Genomic DNA, 18,785 nt, shown 5'->3' with positions numbered 1-18,785 from the left:
TCACGCGCCCTGAAGTTCAGCAAGGATCGCCCGCGCCGCCGCGACCGGGTCTTCCGCCGCCGTCACCGGCCGGCCCACCACGATGCGGTCGGCGCCCGCGGCCAGCGCCTCGGCCGGCGTCGCGATGCGCTTCTGGTCGCCCACGGCGGCGCCCTTGGGCCGCACGCCCGGCGTCACCACGCGCATATGAGGGCCAAGAATGCCGCGCACCATGGCGGCGTCGGTGGGGGCGCAGATGACGCCGGCGATGCCGGCCTCCCGCGCCTGCCCGGCGCGCAGGCGCACGGTCTCGGTGACGCCCCCGGCGACGCCGGTGGCGGCGAGATCGGCATCGTCATAGGAGGTGAGCACCGTGACGCCCAGCACCTCCAGCTTGCTGCCCGCAGCCCCGCGCGCGGCGGCGGCCATGGTCAGGGGATAGGCGTGGACGGTGAGAATGTCGAAGCCCCGCTCGGCGGCGGCAGCGGTCGCGCGCTCCACCGTGTTGCCGATGTCGTGGAGCTTGAGGTCGAGAAACACCTTCTTGCCGGCGGCGATGAGGTCGGCGGCAAGGTCGATGCCGCCCGAGACCGCCAGCTCCAGCCCGATCTTGTAGAAGCTCACCACGTCGCCAAGCTGGGCGACCGCGGCCTCGGCGGCGGCGACGGAGGGATAGTCGAGGGCGACGATGAGCTTGTCGCGGACATCCGCGCGGATCGGGGTGCCCTGAACAACCTGCGTCATGCCGTCTCCTCCATTGCGCGCCAGCGGTCCGGCCGGCGCGCGGGACCGGCGCGGAACCAGCAGCCGCCCCCAACCGGTGGCTGGTCGTGGACGCGGGAAATGGGGTAGCCCGCCAGGTGGCACAGAAGCAAGGTGCCCACCCCGCCATGACCGACGAACAGGAGGCGCTGTCCCGCCCCGCCGTAAACCGCCAGCGCCGCCTCCACCGCCGCAACGATACGGGCCTGCGCGTCCACCGCGCGCTCCCAGCCGCGCACGCTCTCGGTGGGGCGGGCGAAGAAGGCGTTGGCCATCTCCTGGAATTCGGCCTCGGGCAGGTAGCCGGTGGCGGAGCGGTCGTTCTCCTCCATGCCGTCGCGGATGACGACCGGCAGCCGGAGGGGCGCGGCGATCAGGGCGGCCGTCTCCTTCGCCTTCTCCTCGGTGGAGGAGATGACTTGGCTGATGGCGGAGAGATCGAATCGCGTGGAAAAGGCCAGCGTGCGCTGACGCCCCACGGGCGACAGACCCCAGCGCGGCACGGGGACGGCAGGGTCCACCTGGACCTGCGGATGGGTCAGATAGAGGAAATCGGTCACAAGCGGCACCGGCAGCATAAGGCCGGCGCCGGACCGGCCAAGATGAGGATCAGGGCCGGCGATAAGCCCAGACGCGGGCCGGGGGGATGTTGCGCCACACCCGCGGCGAGCGTTCGCCCTCGATGGCGCCCGGCAGCAGCGGCACGGGCGAGACCACCGCATAGGTGAATTGCACGAACGGCGTGCCGGGGTGGGAGAGGTCGAACGCCTCGTTGACCATCCGGTGGCGCTCGGCCTCGGGCATGGTGAAGAGCGGCAGCGAGGAGATGGTGCCCGCCGCCTTGCCGGGCAGGCGATCCTTCAGCGTCTTGCCGAGCTGGTAGGCATCACCGTTGATGACGGTGGCGCCGGGATAGCGCAGGCGCAGCAGGGCGCAGAATTCCGGATTGTACTCGATCAGGAACAGGCGCTCGGGGGCAAAGCCGCGCTGGATCAGCGCCTTGGTGACCGGGCCGGTGCCCGGCCCAAGCTCGATGACCGGGCCGTCCATCTTGGGATCGAGATAGCTCGCCATCATCTTGGCGAGCGCCGGGCTCGAGGGCGCGACCGCGCCGGTCTTGAGCGGATTCTGGAACCACGACTGCAGGAAACGCACCTCGTCCTTGAGGTTCGGCTTCTGGAGCAGGGGCTTTTGAAGCGGCCTGCGGTGGTCGTGGGACTGGAGCATCAACTGCACCTCGGGCGCCCGAGCGGGTCGGATATCAGGCGCTTAGACGGGAAAGGGGGCGGGGTCAAGGTTCGCTGGCCTCGCGCAAGGCCCCGTGTAGCAGGTTGTCGAGCGCTGTCGAAAGGAGATCCTCCTCGGGAGCCACGAGAAAGGCCGAGCAGGTCAGCTTCAGGCTGACCACGCCGTGCAGGAGGATCCAGAAGGTCAGGGCGAGGCCCTCCGGGTCAAGCCCATCCCTCAGCCGACCGGCCGTTGCGAGATCCTGGAACACCCCTCCGATGAGCGCAAACGCCGCCGCCCCGGCCGCGTCCTTCCCCCCCAGCGCGGTGGCCGCGAAGCCCGGCTCCATGAAGATCAGCCGGTAGGTTTCGGGCTCGGCGCGCCCGAACGCCGCATAAGCGAGCGCCAGGGCCTTGAGCCGGTGCAGCGGGTCCGCGCTCTTTCCGGCCTCGGCGAGGCCTTCGAGCAGCGCGCGCATGCCGGCCTCCCCGAGTTCGCGGGCGATGGCCTCGCGATTCTCAAAGTGAAGATAGAGCGCCCCGGCGGAATAGCCGGCGGCCTCGGCGATGCGGCGCATGGTGAGCGCCTCAAATCCCTGATCCAGAACGATCCGGCGCGCCTCGGCAAGGATGCGCGCACGGGCATCCTCCTTCCGCCTGGCGCGGGGCGAACCGCCCTGGGGCGGCGCGGACGATTTCAATTCTGACACGACAGACCCTTGTCGCTTGACATGAACGATGTTCAGTTTATGAACGATGTTTAGTGAACATTGTTCAGGACGCCACTCTAATGACCTCTCCCGCTTTCCCGCAAGTTGCCGGCGCCCCCAGAATTGCGCTGCTGGGCGCGACCGGCGCCATCGGCGCCAGCATCTCCCAGGCCCTGAGTGCGGCCGGCACACCGTTCTCGGTCGTCGGGCGCTCCGCCGCCGGCCTCTCGACCGCCTTCGGCGCCTATCCTCTCGCCACCCAGCGCATCTGGAACCCGGACGATGCCGCAAGCCTCCGCGCGGCGGTTCGGGGCATGGATACGCTCGTCCACATGGTGGGTGTGCCCTATGACGCCTTCCACCTCCACCCCCGCCTCATGCGGGCCGTGGTCGAGGCGGCCGAGGCGGAGGGTGTGCGGCGGGTGCTGCTCATCGGCACCGCCTATCCCTTCGGCCGGCCGCAGGCGCCGCGCGTGGACGAGAGCCATCCGCGCGACCCACACACCTTCAAGGGTCGCATGCGCAAGGAGCAGGAGGACATTCTGATGGAGGCCGACGCGCGCGGCGCGCTTCAGGGCGCCATCCTGCGCCTGCCCGATTTCTACGGACCCGGCGTGGACCGCAGCTTCCTCGCCGACCTCTTCGCCGCCGCCGTGGCGGGGCGCCGGGCGAAGGTGGTGGGGCCTATCGACACCCCACACGAGTTCGTCTTCGTGCCGGATGTGGGGCCGGTGGTGCGGGAATTGTTGCGGCGGGAGGACACTTTCGGCCGCACCTACAATCTCGCGGGCGCGGGCACCATTACAGTTCGGGAGGTAGCCCGGCAGGCCTTCGCACTGGCGGGAGGCACGCCCAAGCTGATGGTGGCGGGCAAGACGATGCTGCGCCTCGCCGGCCTGTTCGATCCGCTCATGCGCGAACTCGTGGAGATGCACTATCTGATGACCGAGCCGGTCATCTTCGACGGCAGCGCCCTCGAACGGGCCATCGGCCCCGTCGCGAAGACGCCCTATACGGACGGCATCGCCCAATGCATGGCTGCGGCCCGCAGGGGCTGACTGCCGGCGGGGATCACGCCCCCTCGCCGGCCGCGCCCTGGAAGAATTCCTTCACCTTGGCGAAGAAGCCGGCGGATTCGGGATGGGTCTCGCCGGAGCTTTCCTTGTCGAACTCGGCGAGAAGCTCTCTCTGCCGCTTGGTCAGCTTCTGCGGCGTCTCCACCACCACCTGCACATACATGTCGCCGGAGGAGCGGGAGCGCAGGATGGGCATGCCCTTGCCGGAAAGGCGGAAGCGCTTCTGCGACTGGGTGCCCTCCGGAATTTTCACCTTGGTCTTGTCACCGTCGATGGTCGGCACCTCGACCGCGCCGCCGAGCGCCGCCGTGACCATGGAGATGGGCACGCGGCAATAAAGGTCCGCCCCCTCCCGCTGGAAGAAGGCGTGCGGCTCGATGGAGAGGAAGATGTAGAGGTCGCCCGCCGGCCCGCCGCGCACGCCGGCCTCGCCCTCGCCACCGAGGCGGATGCGGGTGCCGTCCTCGACGCCGGGCGGAATCTGCACAGAGAGGGTGCGCTCGCGCGTCACGCGGCCCGCGCCGGCGCAGGCGCCGCACGGGTCCTCGATGACGCTGCCGCGGCCCTGGCAGGTGGGGCAGGTGCGCTCCAGGGTGAAGAAGCCCTGCGCATGGCGGATCTTGCCGGCGCCGCCGCAGGTGCGGCAGGCCTTCGGCTGGGTGCCGGGCTTGGCGCCGGAGCCGTTGCAGGCCTCGCAGGCGACGGAGGTGGGGATCTTGATCTGCGCCGTCTTGCCGACGAACGCTTCCTCAAGGGTGATCTCCATGTTGTAGCGCAGGTCCGAGCCGCGCCCGCGCTGCTGGCCACCCCCGCCGCCGCGCCCGCGGCCCATGGAGCCGCCGAACAGGTCGTCGAAGATGTCCGCGAAGGAGGAGGCGAAATCGTTGCCGAAGCCGGGGCCGCCGCCGCCATTCTCGAAGGCGGCATGGCCGAAGCGGTCATAGGCGGCCCGCTTCTGGGGGTCTTTGAGGACCTCGTAGGCCTCGTTGACCTCCTTGAACATCACCTCGGCTTCCGCATCGCCCTGGTTGCGATCGGGATGCCACTTCATGGCGAGCTTGCGGTAGGAGGCCTTCAGCACCGTCTCGTCGGCGCCGCGATCGCAGCCGAGGGTTTCGTAATAGTCGCGCTTGGCCATGACCTCAGAAAACCTCACTCAATTTTTCTGGCAGCTTCCGGTCAAAGACCACCATACCCGGCTGCCGTTCGCACTGCGCAACATCCCGCCGATAATTCATCCAGGCGCTGTTGGCCATACTTGACGGCGCGGTCCGCTGTTCCATGTGCTCGTGGGCGGTCACCGCGACCACGGCCAGCGCTGAAATCAATCGGGCGCACACGCGCCCATCTGTCTCTGCCGCCCGGCCCCACGTGACTTCGTACTCGTCAAGGAGCGCGTTATGCAGCGTCAGGAGACGGCGCGGCTTGTTGCTCCTAATCGCGTCGATGAGAACCATCTCCACCACGATAGCCCGGTCGTAAAACGACTGGGCCGTTAGGCGTCTCGGCTGGTCAGCGCCCGCCGATGAAACAAGAAGGGCGCCTGCTGCGGCGCCCATGATGACCTTCGCCGCGCCCTTCATCGTCCCACCCGATGCGATGCCTGCCCCGGCAAGGAACCGGGCCAGGCATCATATTGCCATCACCTTCGCTCTGGGCGAAGGGATCAGGCCGACTTCTTCTTGTCGTCGTCGACCTCGGTGAACTCGGCGTCCACCACGTCGTCCGCCGGCTTGGCGCCCGCCTCCGCGCCCGGCTGCTGGGCCGCGTACATGGCCTCGCCGAGCTTGAGGGAGGCCTGGGCGAGGGTGTTGGTCTTGGCGGTGATGGCCTCCACGTCGTCGCCTTCCAGCGAAGACTTGAGGTCATTGAGGGCCGCCTCGATGGCACCCTTCTCCGCCGCGCCGACCTTGTCGCCATGCTCGGCGACGGCCTTCTCGGTGGAGTGGACGAGGGCTTCCGCGTGGTTCTTGGCTTCCACCAGGGCCCGACGCTTCTTGTCCTCGGCCGCGTGGGCCTCGGCGTCCTTCACCATCTTCTCGATGTCGGCGTCATTCAGGCCGCCCGAGGCCTGGATGCGGATCTGCTGCTCCTTGCCGGTGCCCTTGTCCTTGGCGGAGACCTGCACGATGCCGTTGGCGTCGATGTCGAAGGTCACCTCCACCTGCGGCACGCCGCGGGGCGCCGGGGGAATGCCCATGAGGTCGAACTGGCCGAGGATCTTGTTGTCCGCCGCCATCTCGCGCTCGCCCTGGAACACGCGGATCGTCACCGCGGTCTGGCCATCCTCCGCCGTGGAGAACACCTGGCTCTTCTTGGTGGGGATGGTGGTGTTGCGGTCGATGAGGCGGGTGAACACGCCGCCCAGCGTCTCGATGCCCAGCGACAGCGGGGTCACGTCGAGCAGCAGCACGTCCTTCACGTCGCCCTGGAGCACGCCCGCCTGGATGGCGGCGCCGATGGCGACCACCTCGTCCGGGTTGACGCCCTTGTGGGGCTCCTTGCCGAAGAACTGCTTCACCACTTCCTGCACCTTGGGCATGCGGGTCATGCCGCCGACGAGGACCACCTCGTCGATCTGCCCGGCGGTGAGGCCGGCATCCTTCAGCGCGAGCCGGCAGGGCTCGACGGTCCGCTGGATGAGGTCGTCCACCAGCGCCTCGAACTTGGCGCGGGTGAGCTTCATGGTGAGGTGCTTCGGGCCGGTCGCATCCGCCGTGATGAAGGGCAGGTTGATCTCGGTCTGCGTCGCGGACGACAGCTCGATCTTGGCCTTCTCGGCGGCTTCCTTCAGCCGCTGGAGGGCGAGCTTGTCGTTGCGCAGGTCGATGCCCTGCTCCTTCTTGAACTCATCGGCGAGGTAGCCGACGAGGCGCATGTCGAAATCCTCGCCGCCGAGGAAGGTGTCGCCATTGGTGGACTTCACCTCGAACACGCCGTCGCCGATCTCCAGCACCGACACGTCGAAGGTGCCGCCGCCGAGGTCATAGACCGCGATGGTGCCGGCCGACTTCTTGTCGAGGCCATAGGCGAGCGCCGCGGCGGTGGGCTCGTTGATGATGCGCAGCACCTCGAGGCCGGCGATCTTGCCCGCGTCCTTGGTGGCCTGGCGCTGGGCGTCGTTGAAGTAGGCGGGAACGGTGATGACCGCCTTCTCCACCTTCTCGCCCAGGAACGACTCGGCCGTCTCCTTCATCTTCTGCAGGATGAAGGCGGAGATCTGCGAGGGGGAATACTTCTTGCCGTCGGCTTCCACCCAGGCGTCGCCGTTGTCGGCGCGCACGATCTGGTAGGGCACAAGGTTCTTGTCCTTGGCGACGGTGGGGTCGTCATAGCGGCGGCCGATGAGGCGCTTCACCGCGAAGAAGGTGCGCTCGGGATTGGTGACGCTCTGCCGCTTGGCAGGCTGGCCGACGAGACGCTCGCCGTCCTCCGTGAAGGCGACGATGGAGGGCGTGGTGCGCGCGCCCTCGGCGTTCTCGATGACTTTCGGGGTGGACCCCTCCATCACCGCGACGCAGGAATTGGTGGTGCCGAGGTCGATACCGATGATCTTGGCCATATGATTCTCCTTGCCGGCAGGCCGACCGGGCCCTTGCGGCGCCCGAGGTGGATCGTCGCGAGCCCCTCCCGCGACCGGTCCGCCGGCCCCCTGAAACTTAGAATTGGGGTTCGCCGCGAAAACGGCGATCGAGGCGCATATAGGGGGGGTGATTTGGCCCCGCAAGGCATGGTAGCAGGCGGCACGCTCCATTTTTCACAGCCGCGCGAGGAAACGGATGGCCCCTTTGAAGCCAGCCGCCGGGTCGGGTCCCGGCGCCGATCCGCGCGCCGCCCTCATCCTCGTCGATCTGCAGGTGGACTTCCTGCCCGGCGGCGCCCTTGCGGTCCCCGGCGGTGATGAGGTGGTGCCCCTCGCCAACCGGCTCGCCGCCGGCTTCCGCAACGTGATCCTGACTCAGGACTGGCACCCGCGCGGCCACATCTCCTTCGCCTCGACCCATGCGGGGCGCGCGATCTACGACATGATCGACCTGCCCTACGGCCGCCAGATCCTGTGGCCGGACCATTGCCTGCAAGGCACGCCGGGGGCCGCCTTCGCGCCGGGCCTGGAGGTGCCGCACGCGCAGCTGGTGGTGCGCAAGGGCCACCACAAGGCCATCGACAGCTATTCCACCTTCTACGAGGCGGATCGCACCACTCCCACCGGCCTCGCCGGATACCTCCGCGAACGGGGGATCGATACGGTGTATCTCGCCGGCCTCGCCCTCGACTTCTGCGTGTCGTGGTCGGCGGTGGATGCCGCGCGGCACGGCTTTACCACCTATGTGATCGAGGACGCCTGCCGGTCCATCGACGTGGACGGCTCGCTCGCGGCCGCCCTTGCCGACATGGAGCGGGTCGCGGTCCGCAGGCTGGCGGCGGCGGACCTTTTGGCCTGAGCCCGCCTGCCCCGGTGTCAGATCATCCCTGCTCGGCGGCGGTCATGATACCGAAGGGCGCGCCGGTGGCGTCGCTGACGATGGCGATGCGGCCGATGCCGGGGATCTCGAACGGCTCGCGCAGCACCTGGCCGCCGGCCGCCTTCAGCAGTTCCACCCGCGCCGTCACGTCGTCCACATTGATGTAGCTGAACCAATGGGGCGGCACCTGGGGCGGCAGGATGTCGGTCTTGTCCATCATCCCGGCCACCGGCTCGCCGCCGAGGGTTGCGACGTAATATGCGTGGCCGCCCCCGGTGGGCATCTCGCTGAAGGTCCAGCCCAGCGTCGCGGAATAGAAGGCCTGCGCCTTCTCCACGTCGTCGGTCAGAAGCTCGTTCCAGTAGAATTTCCCGTGCGGGCCCATCAACGCCTCCCTCGAACCGGCCGGATGGCCGGCGGCACTATGCCCGAGGCACGGCGCCGCCGCCACGCGGGGCGGGGTTTACTCCACGATCAGGATGATCCGGCGCGAACGCGGCTCCACCACCGCCGCCTCGTTGCCCGGCAGCGTGACGTAGCGGTATTGGGAGAGGCCGGCCCCCGGCGCGTATCCGGCCTCGTCCAGCGTCTGGTAGCCGTCCTCGTCATCGAAGCCCGGATCGTAGCCCTGCTGGCCATAGCCCGGCTGCGCCACTGCCTGCCCGTAGCGGCCATAGGGCTCCGGCGCGACGCCGAAGCGGCGCAGGTCGACATCGGGTGGCACCACCGCCCCCACCTCAGCGACGAAGCCGCCGGGGATATAGGCCGGCGGGACCGGGTGGCGCACCACATAACTCTCGATGTAGCGCCGCTGCACCGGCGTGAACGTGACATACCCGCCCGGCACCGCCACCGTGGTCTGGGCGACGGCCGGCGCGACGCTTCCAGCGACGACCAGCGGGACGAAAGCGACGGCGGCGAGGCCGGACAGCGCGACGCCGCGAGAGAAAGCACCCTTCCACAGGAGATGATTGCGCATGACGACAACTCCTCTTCCCGAACCCCAGCACCGGGAAGGCATCGTCCGCGTGGAATCTGTCGGCATATGGCCGAAACTTCAGATGAAATATATAGTTACTACCTTGTTAAAACCGGCGCCGGGACAAGGGAAAGCCACCATGCCGCTGCCGCGTCCTCTTCAATTCGCCAAGATCACAGCGTCCAGCCGATGACGGGATCTTTGGCGGGCGCGCCGATGCCGCTCGAACTCCAGCCCGGCGCCCTGTGGATCCGCGAGGCGCTCGACCGGGCGGCGCAGGCGGCGCTGCTGGCCGAGATCCGCGCGGTGCTCGCCGAGGCCCCCCTCTTCACCCCCACCATGCCCCGCACCGGCCAGCCCTTCTCCGTGCGCATGAGCAATTGCGGGCCGCTCGGCTGGGTGTCCGATGTGGCCGGCTACCGCTATCAGAGCTTTCATCCCGAGACGCGGCGGCCGTGGCCGGCCATGCCCGCGCGCCTGATGGACCTGTGGAATCGCCTCGCCCCGGAGGCCGCGCCGCCCGAGGCCTGCCTCATCAATTATTATGCGCCCGAGGCCCGCATGAGCCTGCACCAGGACCGCGACGAGGCGGACTTCACCGCACCTGTGCTCTCCGTCTCGCTGGGCGACACCGCCGTGTTCCGGGTGGGTGGCGAGACGCGGCGCGGGCCGACGCGCTCCATCCATCTGGCGTCGGGGGACGTTTTCCTGCTGTCGGGGCCGAGCCGCCTCGCCTTCCACGGCATCGACCGCCTGTTGCCCGGCACGTCCCGGCTCGTGGACGAGGGCGGGCGCTTCAACCTCACGCTTCGGCGTGTCACCGCCGCGTGATCCGCCACCTTTCCGCCACGCCATTCACAGAAAAGCCGGATTGACGCCCGACACAGGCAGACCGGCCCGCAGGCGAAGGCCCGCTTTGGCCGCGTCCCGCCGGAGCCCTCGATGCGCCTCGCCTTCACGTCCGCCTTTCTTTCCGCCGCCTTCGCTCTTCTCCTCGCCGCAGCGCCCGCCGTGCCGGCTGGCGCGGTCGAATTGATGTATCCGCGCGGCTCGGCCATCGGGCTGGTGCCGCCGCCGGGCATGGTGGAGAGCGAGCAGTTCGCGGGGTTCGAGGACGATGCCACGAAATCCTCCATCCTGGTGGTGGACATGCCGGCCGAAGCCTATGACCAGCTCGTCACCGGCTTCAGCGAGCAGGCCCTGACCACGCGCGGGGTGACGCTGGAAGACCGGGAGGACTTTCCCCTCAAGGGCGCCAAGGCGATCCTGCTGATCGGCCGGCAGACCGCGGGTCCGGTGAGCGTGCGCAAATGGGTGCTGCTGGTGGGCAGCGAGAGGGGCACCGGCATCGTCACCGTTCAGGTGCCGGAGGCGGGCGCTGCCGCCTATCCTGACAAGGTGGTACGGGAGGCGCTCTCCAGCATCACGTTCCGCAACGTGGCCGATCAGGCGGGCTCGCTGCCCTTTGCCGTCACCAACCTCGCCGGCTTCCGGCCGGTGCGGGCGCTGGGCGGCACGACGCTCCTGCTCACCGACGGACCGAAGGATACGCTGGACGGCCCGGACCAGCCGGTGTTCGTCGTCTCCATCGCCGGCGGCGCACCGCGCGACGACGAGCGGCGCCAGTTCGCCCTGCGCGCCCTGTCCACCATTCCCGGCGTGAAGGACCTCAAGCTCGACCGCGCCGAGCCCCAGCGCATCAACGGACAGGCCGGCTTCGAGGTGATGGCCACCGGCGCCGATGCCCGCACCGGCGCGCCCATCAAGGTGGTGCAGTGGATCCGCTTCGGACCCACCGCATACATCCGCATGGTGGGCGTGACCAAGCTCGACGCCTTCCCGGATGTCTACGACCGCCTGCGCGCGCTCAGGGACGGCGTGGAGGCGCGCTGACCCCTGCATTGCGCCGGGACGGCCCGCGGGATTACCCTTGCCGTCCCTTTCTCCGCCGGGAACCGCCCATGCCCACGTCCGGGCGTCAGGATATGCCGAGCGACCTGCTGCCCGACAGCCCGCTTTCCCTGCCGCGCGCGGGCACGGACTTCGGCGCCATCGACGCGGACGAGGCGTGGATCGCCGTCATCCGCAAGATGGACGAGACCTATGCGGAGCTGGTCCGCCAGCAGGTGGAGCTGGAGGCCAAGAACACCGCGCTTGAAGAAGCGCAGGGCTTCATCGCCGGCCTCCTCGGCTCCATGACCGACGTGCTGGTGGCGTGCGACCTCTCCGGCCGGGTGGAGCAGGTGAACCTCGCCGCCGAGCGCGCCTTCGGCCAGCGGGCCGACGCCCTCCTCGGCCGCCCCCTGTCCGATCTGCTGGATGCCGCCTCCGAGACCACGGCGGCAGACGTGCTCGCCACCGTCGCCCGGCGCCAGCGCATCGCCGACCGGGAATTCACCCTCGCGACGCCGGACGGGCCGCTCGCCATCGCGGTCAATGGCGCGTTGAGGTTTGATCCGCGCGGGCGGGCGGTGGGCATCGTGCTGGTGGGCCGCCCCATCGGCGAGCTGCGCGCCGCCTACGGCGCCCTCGCCAAGGCCCACGAGCACCTCAAGCGCACCCAGCAGCAATTGGTCCATGCGGAAAAGATGGCCTCGCTCGGCCGCATCGTGGCCGGCGTCGCCCATGAGCTGAACAATCCCATCTCCTTCGTCTATGGCAACGCCCATGCGATGAAGCGCTATGCCGAGCGGCTGATCGCCTATCTCGATCAGGTGCATGCCGGCGCGGACGGCGCCACGCTGGCGAAGGCGCGCGGCGAATTGCGCATCGACCGGGCGCTGTCCGACATCCCCGCCACCCTCTCCGGCATGCTGGAGGGGGCCGAGCGCGTGCGCGACATCGTGGCGGACCTGCGGCGCTTCTCCTCCGACCGGCGTGAGGCACAGGAGGTGTTCGACCTCGCCGGCGTGGTGCGCTCGGCGGTGGACTGGGTGGCAAAATCCCAGATGCCGGACCTGCCCATCACCGTCGCCGTACCCGAGGGGCTGGAGGCGGTGGGGCATCCCGGCCATATCCATCAGGTGATGATGAACCTCGTGCAGAATGCCGTGGACGCCATGGAAGGCCGCGCCGACCGGCGGCTGGAGATCACCGGAGAGCGGATCCAGACGGCCGACGGGCGGCAGGTGGCGGTGCGGGTGCGCGACACCGGACCGGGCATTCCCGATGCGCTCATGGATCGCATCTTCGATCCCTTCTTCACCACCAAGCCGGTGGGCAAGGGCACCGGCCTCGGCCTCTCCATCTGCTACCGCATCGCCGAGGAGCACGAGGGGCGGCTCGAAGCCGGGAACCACCCGGAGGGCGGCGCCATCCTCTCCCTCGTGCTGCCGGCGGCGCCATGAAAGCAGCCCCCTTTACCGTGCTCTGGCTGCAGTCGGGCGGCTGCGGCGGCTGCACCATGTCGCTGCTCTGCGCCGAGGCGCCGGACCTTGCCGCGACGCTCGCCTCCGCCAACATCCGCTTCCTGTGGCACCCCACGCTCTCCGAGGAGACCGGGGACGAGGCCATCGCCCTGTTCGAGGCGGTGCTGTCCGGCGCCATCCGGCTCGATGCCCTGTGCATCGAGGGCGCGCTGCTGCGCGGCCCGAACGGCACCGGCCGCTTCCACATGCTCGCCGGCACCGACACGGCCACCATCGACTGGGTGCGCCGGCTCGCCGCCGTGGCGGAGCATGTGGTGGCGGTGGGCACCTGCGCGGCCTATGGCGGCGTGACGGCGGCCGGGGTCAATCCGGCCGACGCCTGCGGCCTGCAATATGACGGGCGTCGCCCCGGCGGCGCCCTCGGCGCTGAATTCCGCGCCCGTGCCGGCCTGCCGGTCATCAATGTGGCCGGCTGCCCCACCCATCCCAACTGGGTGACGGAAACGCTGATGCTGCTTTCCGCCGGCCTGCTGCACGGCGGCGATCTCGACAGCTACGGCCGCCCGCGCTTCTACGCCGACCACCTCGTGCACCACGGCTGCCCCCGCAACGAATATTACGAGTACAAGGCCAGCGCCGAGAAGATGAGCGACCTCGGCTGCATGATGGAGCATCTCGGCTGCCTCGGCACCCAGGCCCATGCGGACTGCAACACCCGCCTGTGGAACGGCGAGGGCTCCTGCACCCGCGGCGGCCATGCCTGCATCAACTGCACGGCGCCCGAGTTCGAGGAGCCGGGCCACGCCTTCATCGAGACGCCGAAGATCGGCGGCATCCCCGTGGGCCTGCCCACCGACATGCCCAAGGCCTGGTTCATCGCCCTCTCCTCCCTCGCCAAGGCGGCGACGCCCGAGCGCCTGCGCCGCAACGCGGTGAGTGACCATGTGGTGACACCGCCCGCCGTCCGGGACATCAGGAAGCGATGAGCGACGGCACGAAACGGCTGGTGGTCGGCCCCTTCAACCGCGTGGAGGGCGACCTGGAGGTGCGCCTCGACGTGGCGGACGGGGCCGTGAAGCAGGCCTTTGTCTCCTCGCCCCTGTTCCGCGGATTCGAGCGGATTCTGGAGGGTCGCGACCCGCGCGACGCCCTCGTCATCGCGCCGCGCATCTGCGGCATCTGCTCGGTGTCGCAATCCCATGCGGCGGCACTGGCGCTGGCGGCTCTGGAGGGGGTGGTGCCCACCGACAACGGGCGCGTCGCCACCAACCTCATCCTCGCCACCGAGAATGTGGCCGACCACCTCACCCATTTCCACGTCTTCTTCATGCCGGACTTCGCCCGCGCGGCTTATTCCGACCGGCCCTGGTTCGCGGAGGCCGAGAGACGGTTCAAGGCGTCGCATGGGCTGAGCGTGCGCGAGGCCCTCGCCACCCGCACGACACTGCTGCACGTCATGGGCCTCCTCGCCGGCCGCTGGCCGCACACGCTGGCGCTCCAGCCCGGCGGCGTCGCCAAGGGGGCGGACGCGCGGGACAAGATGCGCCTCTTGGCCACGCTGGGCTCCGTGCGAGCGGACCTTGAGGCACGGCTCTACGGCGCCCCGCTGGAGCGCGTCGCGGCGCTGGCCGACGCCGAGGAGTTGGACATCTGGCGCCGCACGGGGCCGGACGGCGATTTCCGGCTGTTCCTCACCATCACCGAAGACCTCGACCTTGCCGCACTGGGCCGCGCCGACGATCGCTTCCTCTCCTACGGCGCCTATCCGCAGGAGGAGGGCAGGCTCTATGCCGGCGGCACCTTTGCGGCGGGGCGCCTCGGCTCTGTCGATCCCTCCGCCATCGCCGAGGATCATTCCTTCGCCCGTATGGAGGGGCGGGAGGCGCCGCATCATCCGTTCGAGGGCTCGACCTTTCCCGATGGCGCGGACGAGACCGGCTACACCTGGTGCAAGGCCCCGCGCCTCGCAGGCTTGCCCTTTGAGACCGGCGCCTTCGCCCGGCAGGTCATCGCCGGCCAGAAGCTCGCCCGCGATCTCGCGGCGAAGGAAGGCGCGAATGTGCGCTCGCGCGTTGTCGGCCGGCTCATCGAGACCGCGCGCACGCTCATCGCCATGGAGGGCTGGGTGAAGGCGCTCAGGCCCGGCGAGCCGTGGTGCGCGCAGGGCGCATTGCCTCAAGCAGGCCGCAGCTTCGGCCTCACCGAGGCGGCGCGCGGGGCGCTCGGCCACTGGATGGTGGTGGAGCGCGGCCGCATCGCCCGCTACCAGATCATCGCCCCCACCACCTGGAATTTCTCCCCCCGCGACGCCTCCGGCCAGCCGGGACCGCTGGAGACCGCCCTCGTCGGCGCGCCGGTGCGCCAAGGAGAGAAGACGCCGCTTTCCGTGCAGCACATCGTGCGCTCGTTCGATCCCTGCATGGTCTGCACGGTGCATTGAGCGGCCATGGAAGGGGCGGAATTGGACGGGTTCGCGGGCGAGATCATCGAGATTTCCGGCATCGTGCAGGGCGTGGGCTTCCGGCCCTTCGTCTATCGCCTCGCTTTGCGCCTCGGCCTCGACGGCACAGTCTCCAATGCCGGCGGCCGGGTGCTGATCCATGCGGGCGGCCCACGCGCGGGCCTCGACGCCTTCGCTGCCGCCCTCACAGCGGAGGCGCCGCCGCTGGCGCGCATCGAGCGGGTGGAGCGCCATCCGGCCGCCTTGCCGGAGCCCGGATTCCGGATCGTGGAGAGCGGGGCCGGCACGGTCTCCATCGGCGTTGTGCCGGATGTGGCGACGTGCCCGGCGTGCCTTGCGGAGATCGCCGATCCGAAGGCACGGCGGCTCCGCTACGCCTTCACCAATTGCACGGATTGCGGCCCGCGCTTCTCCATCGTCGCCGGCCTGCCCTACGACCGGCCGGCGACCACCATGGCCGGCTTCGCCATGTGCCCTGCGTGTCGCGCGGAGTATGAAAACCCTGCGGACCGGCGCTTCCACGCCCAGCCCATCGCATGCCCCGATTGCGGCCCGCGCCTGTGGCTGGAACGGGAGGGGGCGAAGATCGCGTCATCCGATCCGATCCTCGATGCCGCCGAGCTGTTGCGGGCCGGCCGCATCCTGGCGGTGAAGGGCATCGGCGGCTTCCACATCGCCTGCGACGCCACGAACCCCGAGGCCGTCGCGCTCCTGCGCACCCGCAAGCACCGCCCCACCAAGCCTCTGGCGGTGATGGCCGACCTTGCCACCGCCCATCGCCTCTGTGTCATCAACCCGGACGAAGAGGCGGCGCTGCGCGCCCCCGCCGCGCCCATTCTGCTGCTGCCGATGCGACCGGACGCCGGTCTCGCCCCCGGCCTCGCGCCGGGCCAGAGCCACCTCGGCCTCATGCTGCCCTATACCCCCCTCCACCATCTGCTGCTGGAGGCGACCGGCTGCCCGCTGGTGATGACCTCCGGCAACCGCTCCAGCGCGCCGCAGATCTTCCGGAATGAGGAAGCTCGGACTGGCCTCGCCGGCATCGTCGATGCCTTCCTCATGCACGACCGCCCCATCGCCCGCCGGCTCGACGACAGCGTGGCGCGCTTCGCCGCCGGAAGGCTCCGCGTGATGCGGCGCGGGCGGGGCCTCGCGCCGCTCCCTCTCGCCTTACCGGAGGATTTCGCCGATGCGCCCCCGGTGCTCGCCATGGGCGGCGAACTGAAAAGCGCGCTCTGCCTCACCCACGGCGCCCGCGCCCTCCTCTCCCACCATCTCGGCGACCTCGACGAGCCAGCCACGGGCGACGCCTTCGAGACGGCGCTGGCCGATTATTCCGCCCTCTTCTCCCATGTGCCGCAGGTGATCGCGGCGGACCTCCACCCGGACTACCGCGCCAGCCGCCTCGCCGCCGCCCGCGCCGAGGCGCGCGGGCTCCCGCTGGAAAGCGTGCAGCATCATCACGCCCACATCGCCGCCGCCATGGCCGAAAGCGGCTGGCGTCGCGCCGACGGCAAGGTGGTGGGCATCGCCCTCGACGGGCTGGGACTGGGCGAGGACGGCACCGTGTGGGGCGCCGAGGTGCTGCTCTGCGATTATCGCAAGAGCCACCGCATCGCCCGCCTCTCCCCCATCCCCCTCGCCGGCGGCGATGCGGCGAGCCGCGAGCCGTGGCGCGTGTTGCTCGCCCATCTCGACCGGGCGCTCGGCCGCGCGGCGGTGGACGGCGATGCCCAACTCGCCGCGCTGTTCGCCGGAAAGCCGGTGCCGACCCTGCGCGCCATGATGGACAAGGGCCTCAACGCCCCCCGCGCCTCCTCCGCCGGACGCCTGTTCGATGCCGTGGCGGCGCTCCTCGGCCTCGCGCCCGACCGGCTCTCCCACGAGGGCGAGGCGGCCATGGCGCTGGAAGCCGTGGCGGCGGGGGACGCCGCGCCCTACCCCTTCGACATCCGCACGCAGGGCGACCTCATCGAGATCGATCCCGCCCCGCTCTGGCGCGCCCTCCGCGCCGACCTTGCCGCCGCACGGCCGCGCGCGGACATGACGGCGGCCTTCCATGCCGGGCTGGCGGATGCCTTCGTCTTGGTCGCGGCGCGGGCGGCTGAGGAGGCCGGCACCCGGGCCGTCGCCGTCTCCGGAGGCGTGTTCCAGAACGCGCGCCTGCTGGAGGAGACAGCCGCCCGGCTCGGCGCGCGTGGCCTCACCCCCCTCATCCCCGCCGAAGTGCCAGCCAATGACGGCGGCCTCGCCTTTGGGCAGGCGGTCGTCGCGGCGGCGCGACACATGGCGTGAAGCCATGCAGGCGGGGCCGTTCCCGTCCGGCGCGGGCGGGACTATGGTGGGGCCATGACCACGCCCCATCGTCCGCATCCGCACAGCCGCCCCGAAGGCCGCGCCGCGGGTGCCGTGAAAACCTTCCTCCTCGCCGGCTCAACCCTGCCCGCCCCCGGCCTCGCGCCCGGCCTGCACGTGGTCGCGACGCCCATCGGCAACCTCGCCGACGTGACCGTGCGCGCGCTGGAGACCTTGGCGGCGGCCGACGTGATCGCCTGCGAGGACACCCGCATCTCCCGCCGGCTGCTCGACCGCTACGGCATCCAGACCCACCTCATGGCCTATCACGACCACAACGGCGCCAGCGCCCGGCCGAAGCTGCTCGCCCGCCTCGCCGCCGGCGAGCGTGTCGTGCTCATTTCGGATGCCGGCACGCCGCTGGTGTCGGACCCCGGGTTCAAGCTGGTGGTGGAGGCCGCCGAGGCGGGGTTCCGCGTGTATCCGGTGCCGGGAGCCTCCGCGCTCCTCGCCGCGCTGGTGGCGGCGGGCCTGCCCACCGACTGCTTCCTGTTCGACGGCTTCCTGCCGCCCAAGGCCGGCCAGCGGCGCAACCGCATCTCAGCGCTTGCCGCCGTGCCGGGCACGCTCGTCTTCTACGAGACCGGCCCGCGCCTCGCCGAGAGCCTCGCGGACCTTGCCGAGGTGCTCGGCCCCCGCCGCGCCGCCGTGTGCCGCGAGCTCACCAAGGCGTTCGAGGAGGTGCGGCGCGCCGATCTGTCCGCCCTCGCCGCGCACTATGCGGACGCGGAAGACCCCAAGGGCGAGATCGTCCTCGTCATCGGCCCGCCACTGGAAGAGGCGGCCGGCGACGCGGACGTCGACACAGCGCTGTTGCGCGCCCTGAAGGACGCCTCGCTGAAGGATGCGGTCGCGGCCGTCGCCGGCGCCACCGGCCGGCCGAAGCGGGACGTCTACGCCCGCGCCCTCGCCCTCACGCAGGCGCGGGGTGCCGGGGAGCCGGAGCCGGGCGGGGATGCCTGAGGCCCCGGCCAGCCCTCCGCCGGACGCGGGGAAGCTGCGTCGCCGTGCAGCCCACGATCGCGGTCTCGCGGCGGAAGAGCGCGCCGCGACGCTGCTCGCCGCCCACGGCTTCCTTGTGCTTGCCCGGCGGGTACGCACCAAGGCGGGCGAGATCGACCTCATCGCCCGGCAGGGCGACCTCCTCGTCTTCTGCGAGGTGAAGCTCAGGGCGCGCCTCGCGGACGCCGCCTTCTCCCTCCAGCCCCGCCAACGGCGGCGCATCGCGGCGGCCGCAGAGGCCTACCTCGCCGAACACCCCGAGCTGTCCGCGCTCAACATGCGCTTCGACGCGGTGCTCCTCGCCCGCACAGGCGAGGCCGAGCACCTGCCCGGCGCCTTCGAGATGGACGTGTGAGCCGAGTGGCGGCGGGCGCCGCCCGCCTATAGATAGAGCCGACAGATAG

19 protein-coding genes are annotated in these 18,785 nt (G+C 70.2%); 10 read left to right on the top strand and 9 right to left on the bottom strand.

What is annotated here, in order from left to right; all coding sequences use genetic code 11:
- The 4 genes from pyrF to J2126_RS13335 form a co-directional block, all read right to left on the bottom strand.
- Window positions 1-723 (bottom strand): orotidine-5'-phosphate decarboxylase, encoded by a 723-nt coding sequence (gene pyrF, locus J2126_RS13350; RefSeq protein WP_209487431.1) that lies wholly within the window; start codon window positions 721-723, stop codon window positions 1-3.
- Window positions 720-1,301 carry a histidine phosphatase family protein gene (locus J2126_RS13345; protein ID WP_209487430.1) on the bottom strand — a complete coding sequence of 194 codons (582 nt, stop codon included), beginning with the start codon at window positions 1,299-1,301 and terminating at the stop codon, window positions 720-722. The genes pyrF and J2126_RS13345 overlap by 4 nt, the downstream gene beginning before the upstream one ends.
- A gap of 49 nt (window positions 1,302-1,350) precedes the next feature.
- Window positions 1,351-1,968, bottom strand: coding sequence for a class I SAM-dependent methyltransferase (locus J2126_RS13340; RefSeq protein WP_209487429.1), 618 nt, complete (start codon window positions 1,966-1,968; stop codon window positions 1,351-1,353).
- A gap of 64 nt (window positions 1,969-2,032) precedes the next feature.
- Entirely contained in the window at window positions 2,033-2,677 is a 645-nt protein-coding gene (locus tag J2126_RS13335; RefSeq protein ID WP_209487428.1) for a TetR/AcrR family transcriptional regulator, read from the bottom strand.
- A gap of 80 nt (window positions 2,678-2,757) precedes the next feature.
- Between J2126_RS13335 and J2126_RS13330 the strand changes: the two genes are divergently transcribed.
- A complete protein-coding gene (locus tag J2126_RS13330) occupies window positions 2,758-3,735 on the top strand; it encodes an NAD-dependent epimerase/dehydratase family protein (RefSeq protein ID WP_209487427.1) in 978 nt (325 codons plus the stop codon).
- A 13-nt stretch (window positions 3,736-3,748) separates the two neighbouring features.
- Here J2126_RS13330 and dnaJ read toward each other — a convergent pair whose 3' ends face one another.
- The 3 genes from dnaJ to dnaK all read right to left on the bottom strand — a co-directional run bounded on the left by dnaJ (window position 3,749) and on the right by dnaK (window position 7,315).
- Window positions 3,749-4,891 (bottom strand): molecular chaperone DnaJ, encoded by a 1,143-nt coding sequence (gene dnaJ, locus J2126_RS13325; protein ID WP_209490132.1) that lies wholly within the window; start codon window positions 4,889-4,891, stop codon window positions 3,749-3,751.
- 4 nt (window positions 4,892-4,895) lie between these two features.
- Window positions 4,896-5,336 carry a hypothetical protein gene (locus tag J2126_RS13320; protein WP_209487426.1) on the bottom strand — a complete coding sequence of 147 codons (441 nt, stop codon included), beginning with the start codon at window positions 5,334-5,336 and terminating at the stop codon, window positions 4,896-4,898.
- Window positions 5,337-5,419: 83 nt separating this feature from the next.
- A complete protein-coding gene (gene dnaK / locus J2126_RS13315) occupies window positions 5,420-7,315 on the bottom strand; it encodes a molecular chaperone DnaK (protein ID WP_209487425.1) in 1,896 nt (631 codons plus the stop codon).
- Between the two features lie 217 nt (window positions 7,316-7,532).
- Between dnaK and pncA the strand changes: the two genes are divergently transcribed.
- On the top strand, window positions 7,533-8,195 hold the full coding sequence (gene pncA, locus J2126_RS13310) for a bifunctional nicotinamidase/pyrazinamidase (RefSeq protein ID WP_209487424.1): 663 nt from the start codon (window positions 7,533-7,535) through the stop codon (window positions 8,193-8,195).
- A 22-nt stretch (window positions 8,196-8,217) separates the two neighbouring features.
- Here the strand turns inward: pncA and J2126_RS13305 are convergent, their stop codons facing one another.
- Window positions 8,218-8,601 carry a VOC family protein gene (locus J2126_RS13305; RefSeq protein ID WP_209487423.1) on the bottom strand — a complete coding sequence of 128 codons (384 nt, stop codon included), beginning with the start codon at window positions 8,599-8,601 and terminating at the stop codon, window positions 8,218-8,220.
- Window positions 8,602-8,679: 78 nt separating this feature from the next.
- Window positions 8,680-9,195, bottom strand: coding sequence for a hypothetical protein (locus tag J2126_RS13300; protein WP_209487422.1), 516 nt, complete (start codon window positions 9,193-9,195; stop codon window positions 8,680-8,682).
- Window positions 9,196-9,411: 216 nt separating this feature from the next.
- Between J2126_RS13300 and J2126_RS13295 the strand changes: the two genes are divergently transcribed.
- The 8 genes from J2126_RS13295 to J2126_RS13260 all read left to right on the top strand — a co-directional run bounded on the left by J2126_RS13295 (window position 9,412) and on the right by J2126_RS13260 (window position 18,736).
- Window positions 9,412-10,026 (top strand): alpha-ketoglutarate-dependent dioxygenase AlkB family protein, encoded by a 615-nt coding sequence (locus J2126_RS13295; RefSeq protein ID WP_245327315.1) that lies wholly within the window; start codon window positions 9,412-9,414, stop codon window positions 10,024-10,026.
- Window positions 10,027-10,137: 111 nt separating this feature from the next.
- On the top strand, window positions 10,138-11,088 hold the full coding sequence (locus tag J2126_RS13290; protein ID WP_209487420.1) for a hypothetical protein: 951 nt from the start codon (window positions 10,138-10,140) through the stop codon (window positions 11,086-11,088).
- 68 nt (window positions 11,089-11,156) lie between these two features.
- Entirely contained in the window at window positions 11,157-12,542 is a 1,386-nt protein-coding gene (locus J2126_RS13285) for a sensor histidine kinase (protein WP_245327314.1), read from the top strand.
- Window positions 12,539-13,549, top strand: coding sequence for a HupU protein (locus J2126_RS13280; RefSeq protein WP_209487419.1), 1,011 nt, complete (start codon window positions 12,539-12,541; stop codon window positions 13,547-13,549). The genes J2126_RS13285 and J2126_RS13280 overlap by 4 nt, the downstream gene beginning before the upstream one ends.
- Window positions 13,546-15,003 (top strand): nickel-dependent hydrogenase large subunit, encoded by a 1,458-nt coding sequence (locus tag J2126_RS13275; RefSeq protein WP_209487418.1) that lies wholly within the window; start codon window positions 13,546-13,548, stop codon window positions 15,001-15,003. Before J2126_RS13280 ends, J2126_RS13275 begins: the two co-directional genes overlap by 4 nt.
- A gap of 21 nt (window positions 15,004-15,024) precedes the next feature.
- A complete protein-coding gene (hypF, locus tag J2126_RS13270) occupies window positions 15,025-17,319 on the top strand; it encodes a carbamoyltransferase HypF (protein ID WP_245327313.1) in 2,295 nt (764 codons plus the stop codon).
- A gap of 54 nt (window positions 17,320-17,373) precedes the next feature.
- Entirely contained in the window at window positions 17,374-18,342 is a 969-nt protein-coding gene (rsmI, locus tag J2126_RS13265; RefSeq protein WP_209487416.1) for a 16S rRNA (cytidine(1402)-2'-O)-methyltransferase, read from the top strand.
- A complete protein-coding gene (locus J2126_RS13260) occupies window positions 18,335-18,736 on the top strand; it encodes a YraN family protein (protein ID WP_209487415.1) in 402 nt (133 codons plus the stop codon). The genes rsmI and J2126_RS13260 overlap by 8 nt, the downstream gene beginning before the upstream one ends.
- The last annotated feature ends 49 nt before the right edge of the window (window positions 18,737-18,785 follow it).

It is taken from the genome of Xanthobacter flavus (assembly GCF_017875275.1).
Lineage (GTDB): Bacteria > Pseudomonadota > Alphaproteobacteria > Rhizobiales > Xanthobacteraceae > Xanthobacter > Xanthobacter flavus_A.
Note: the sequence above shows the minus strand (reverse complement) of the source record. Positions and strands in the feature narration are given on the sequence as shown.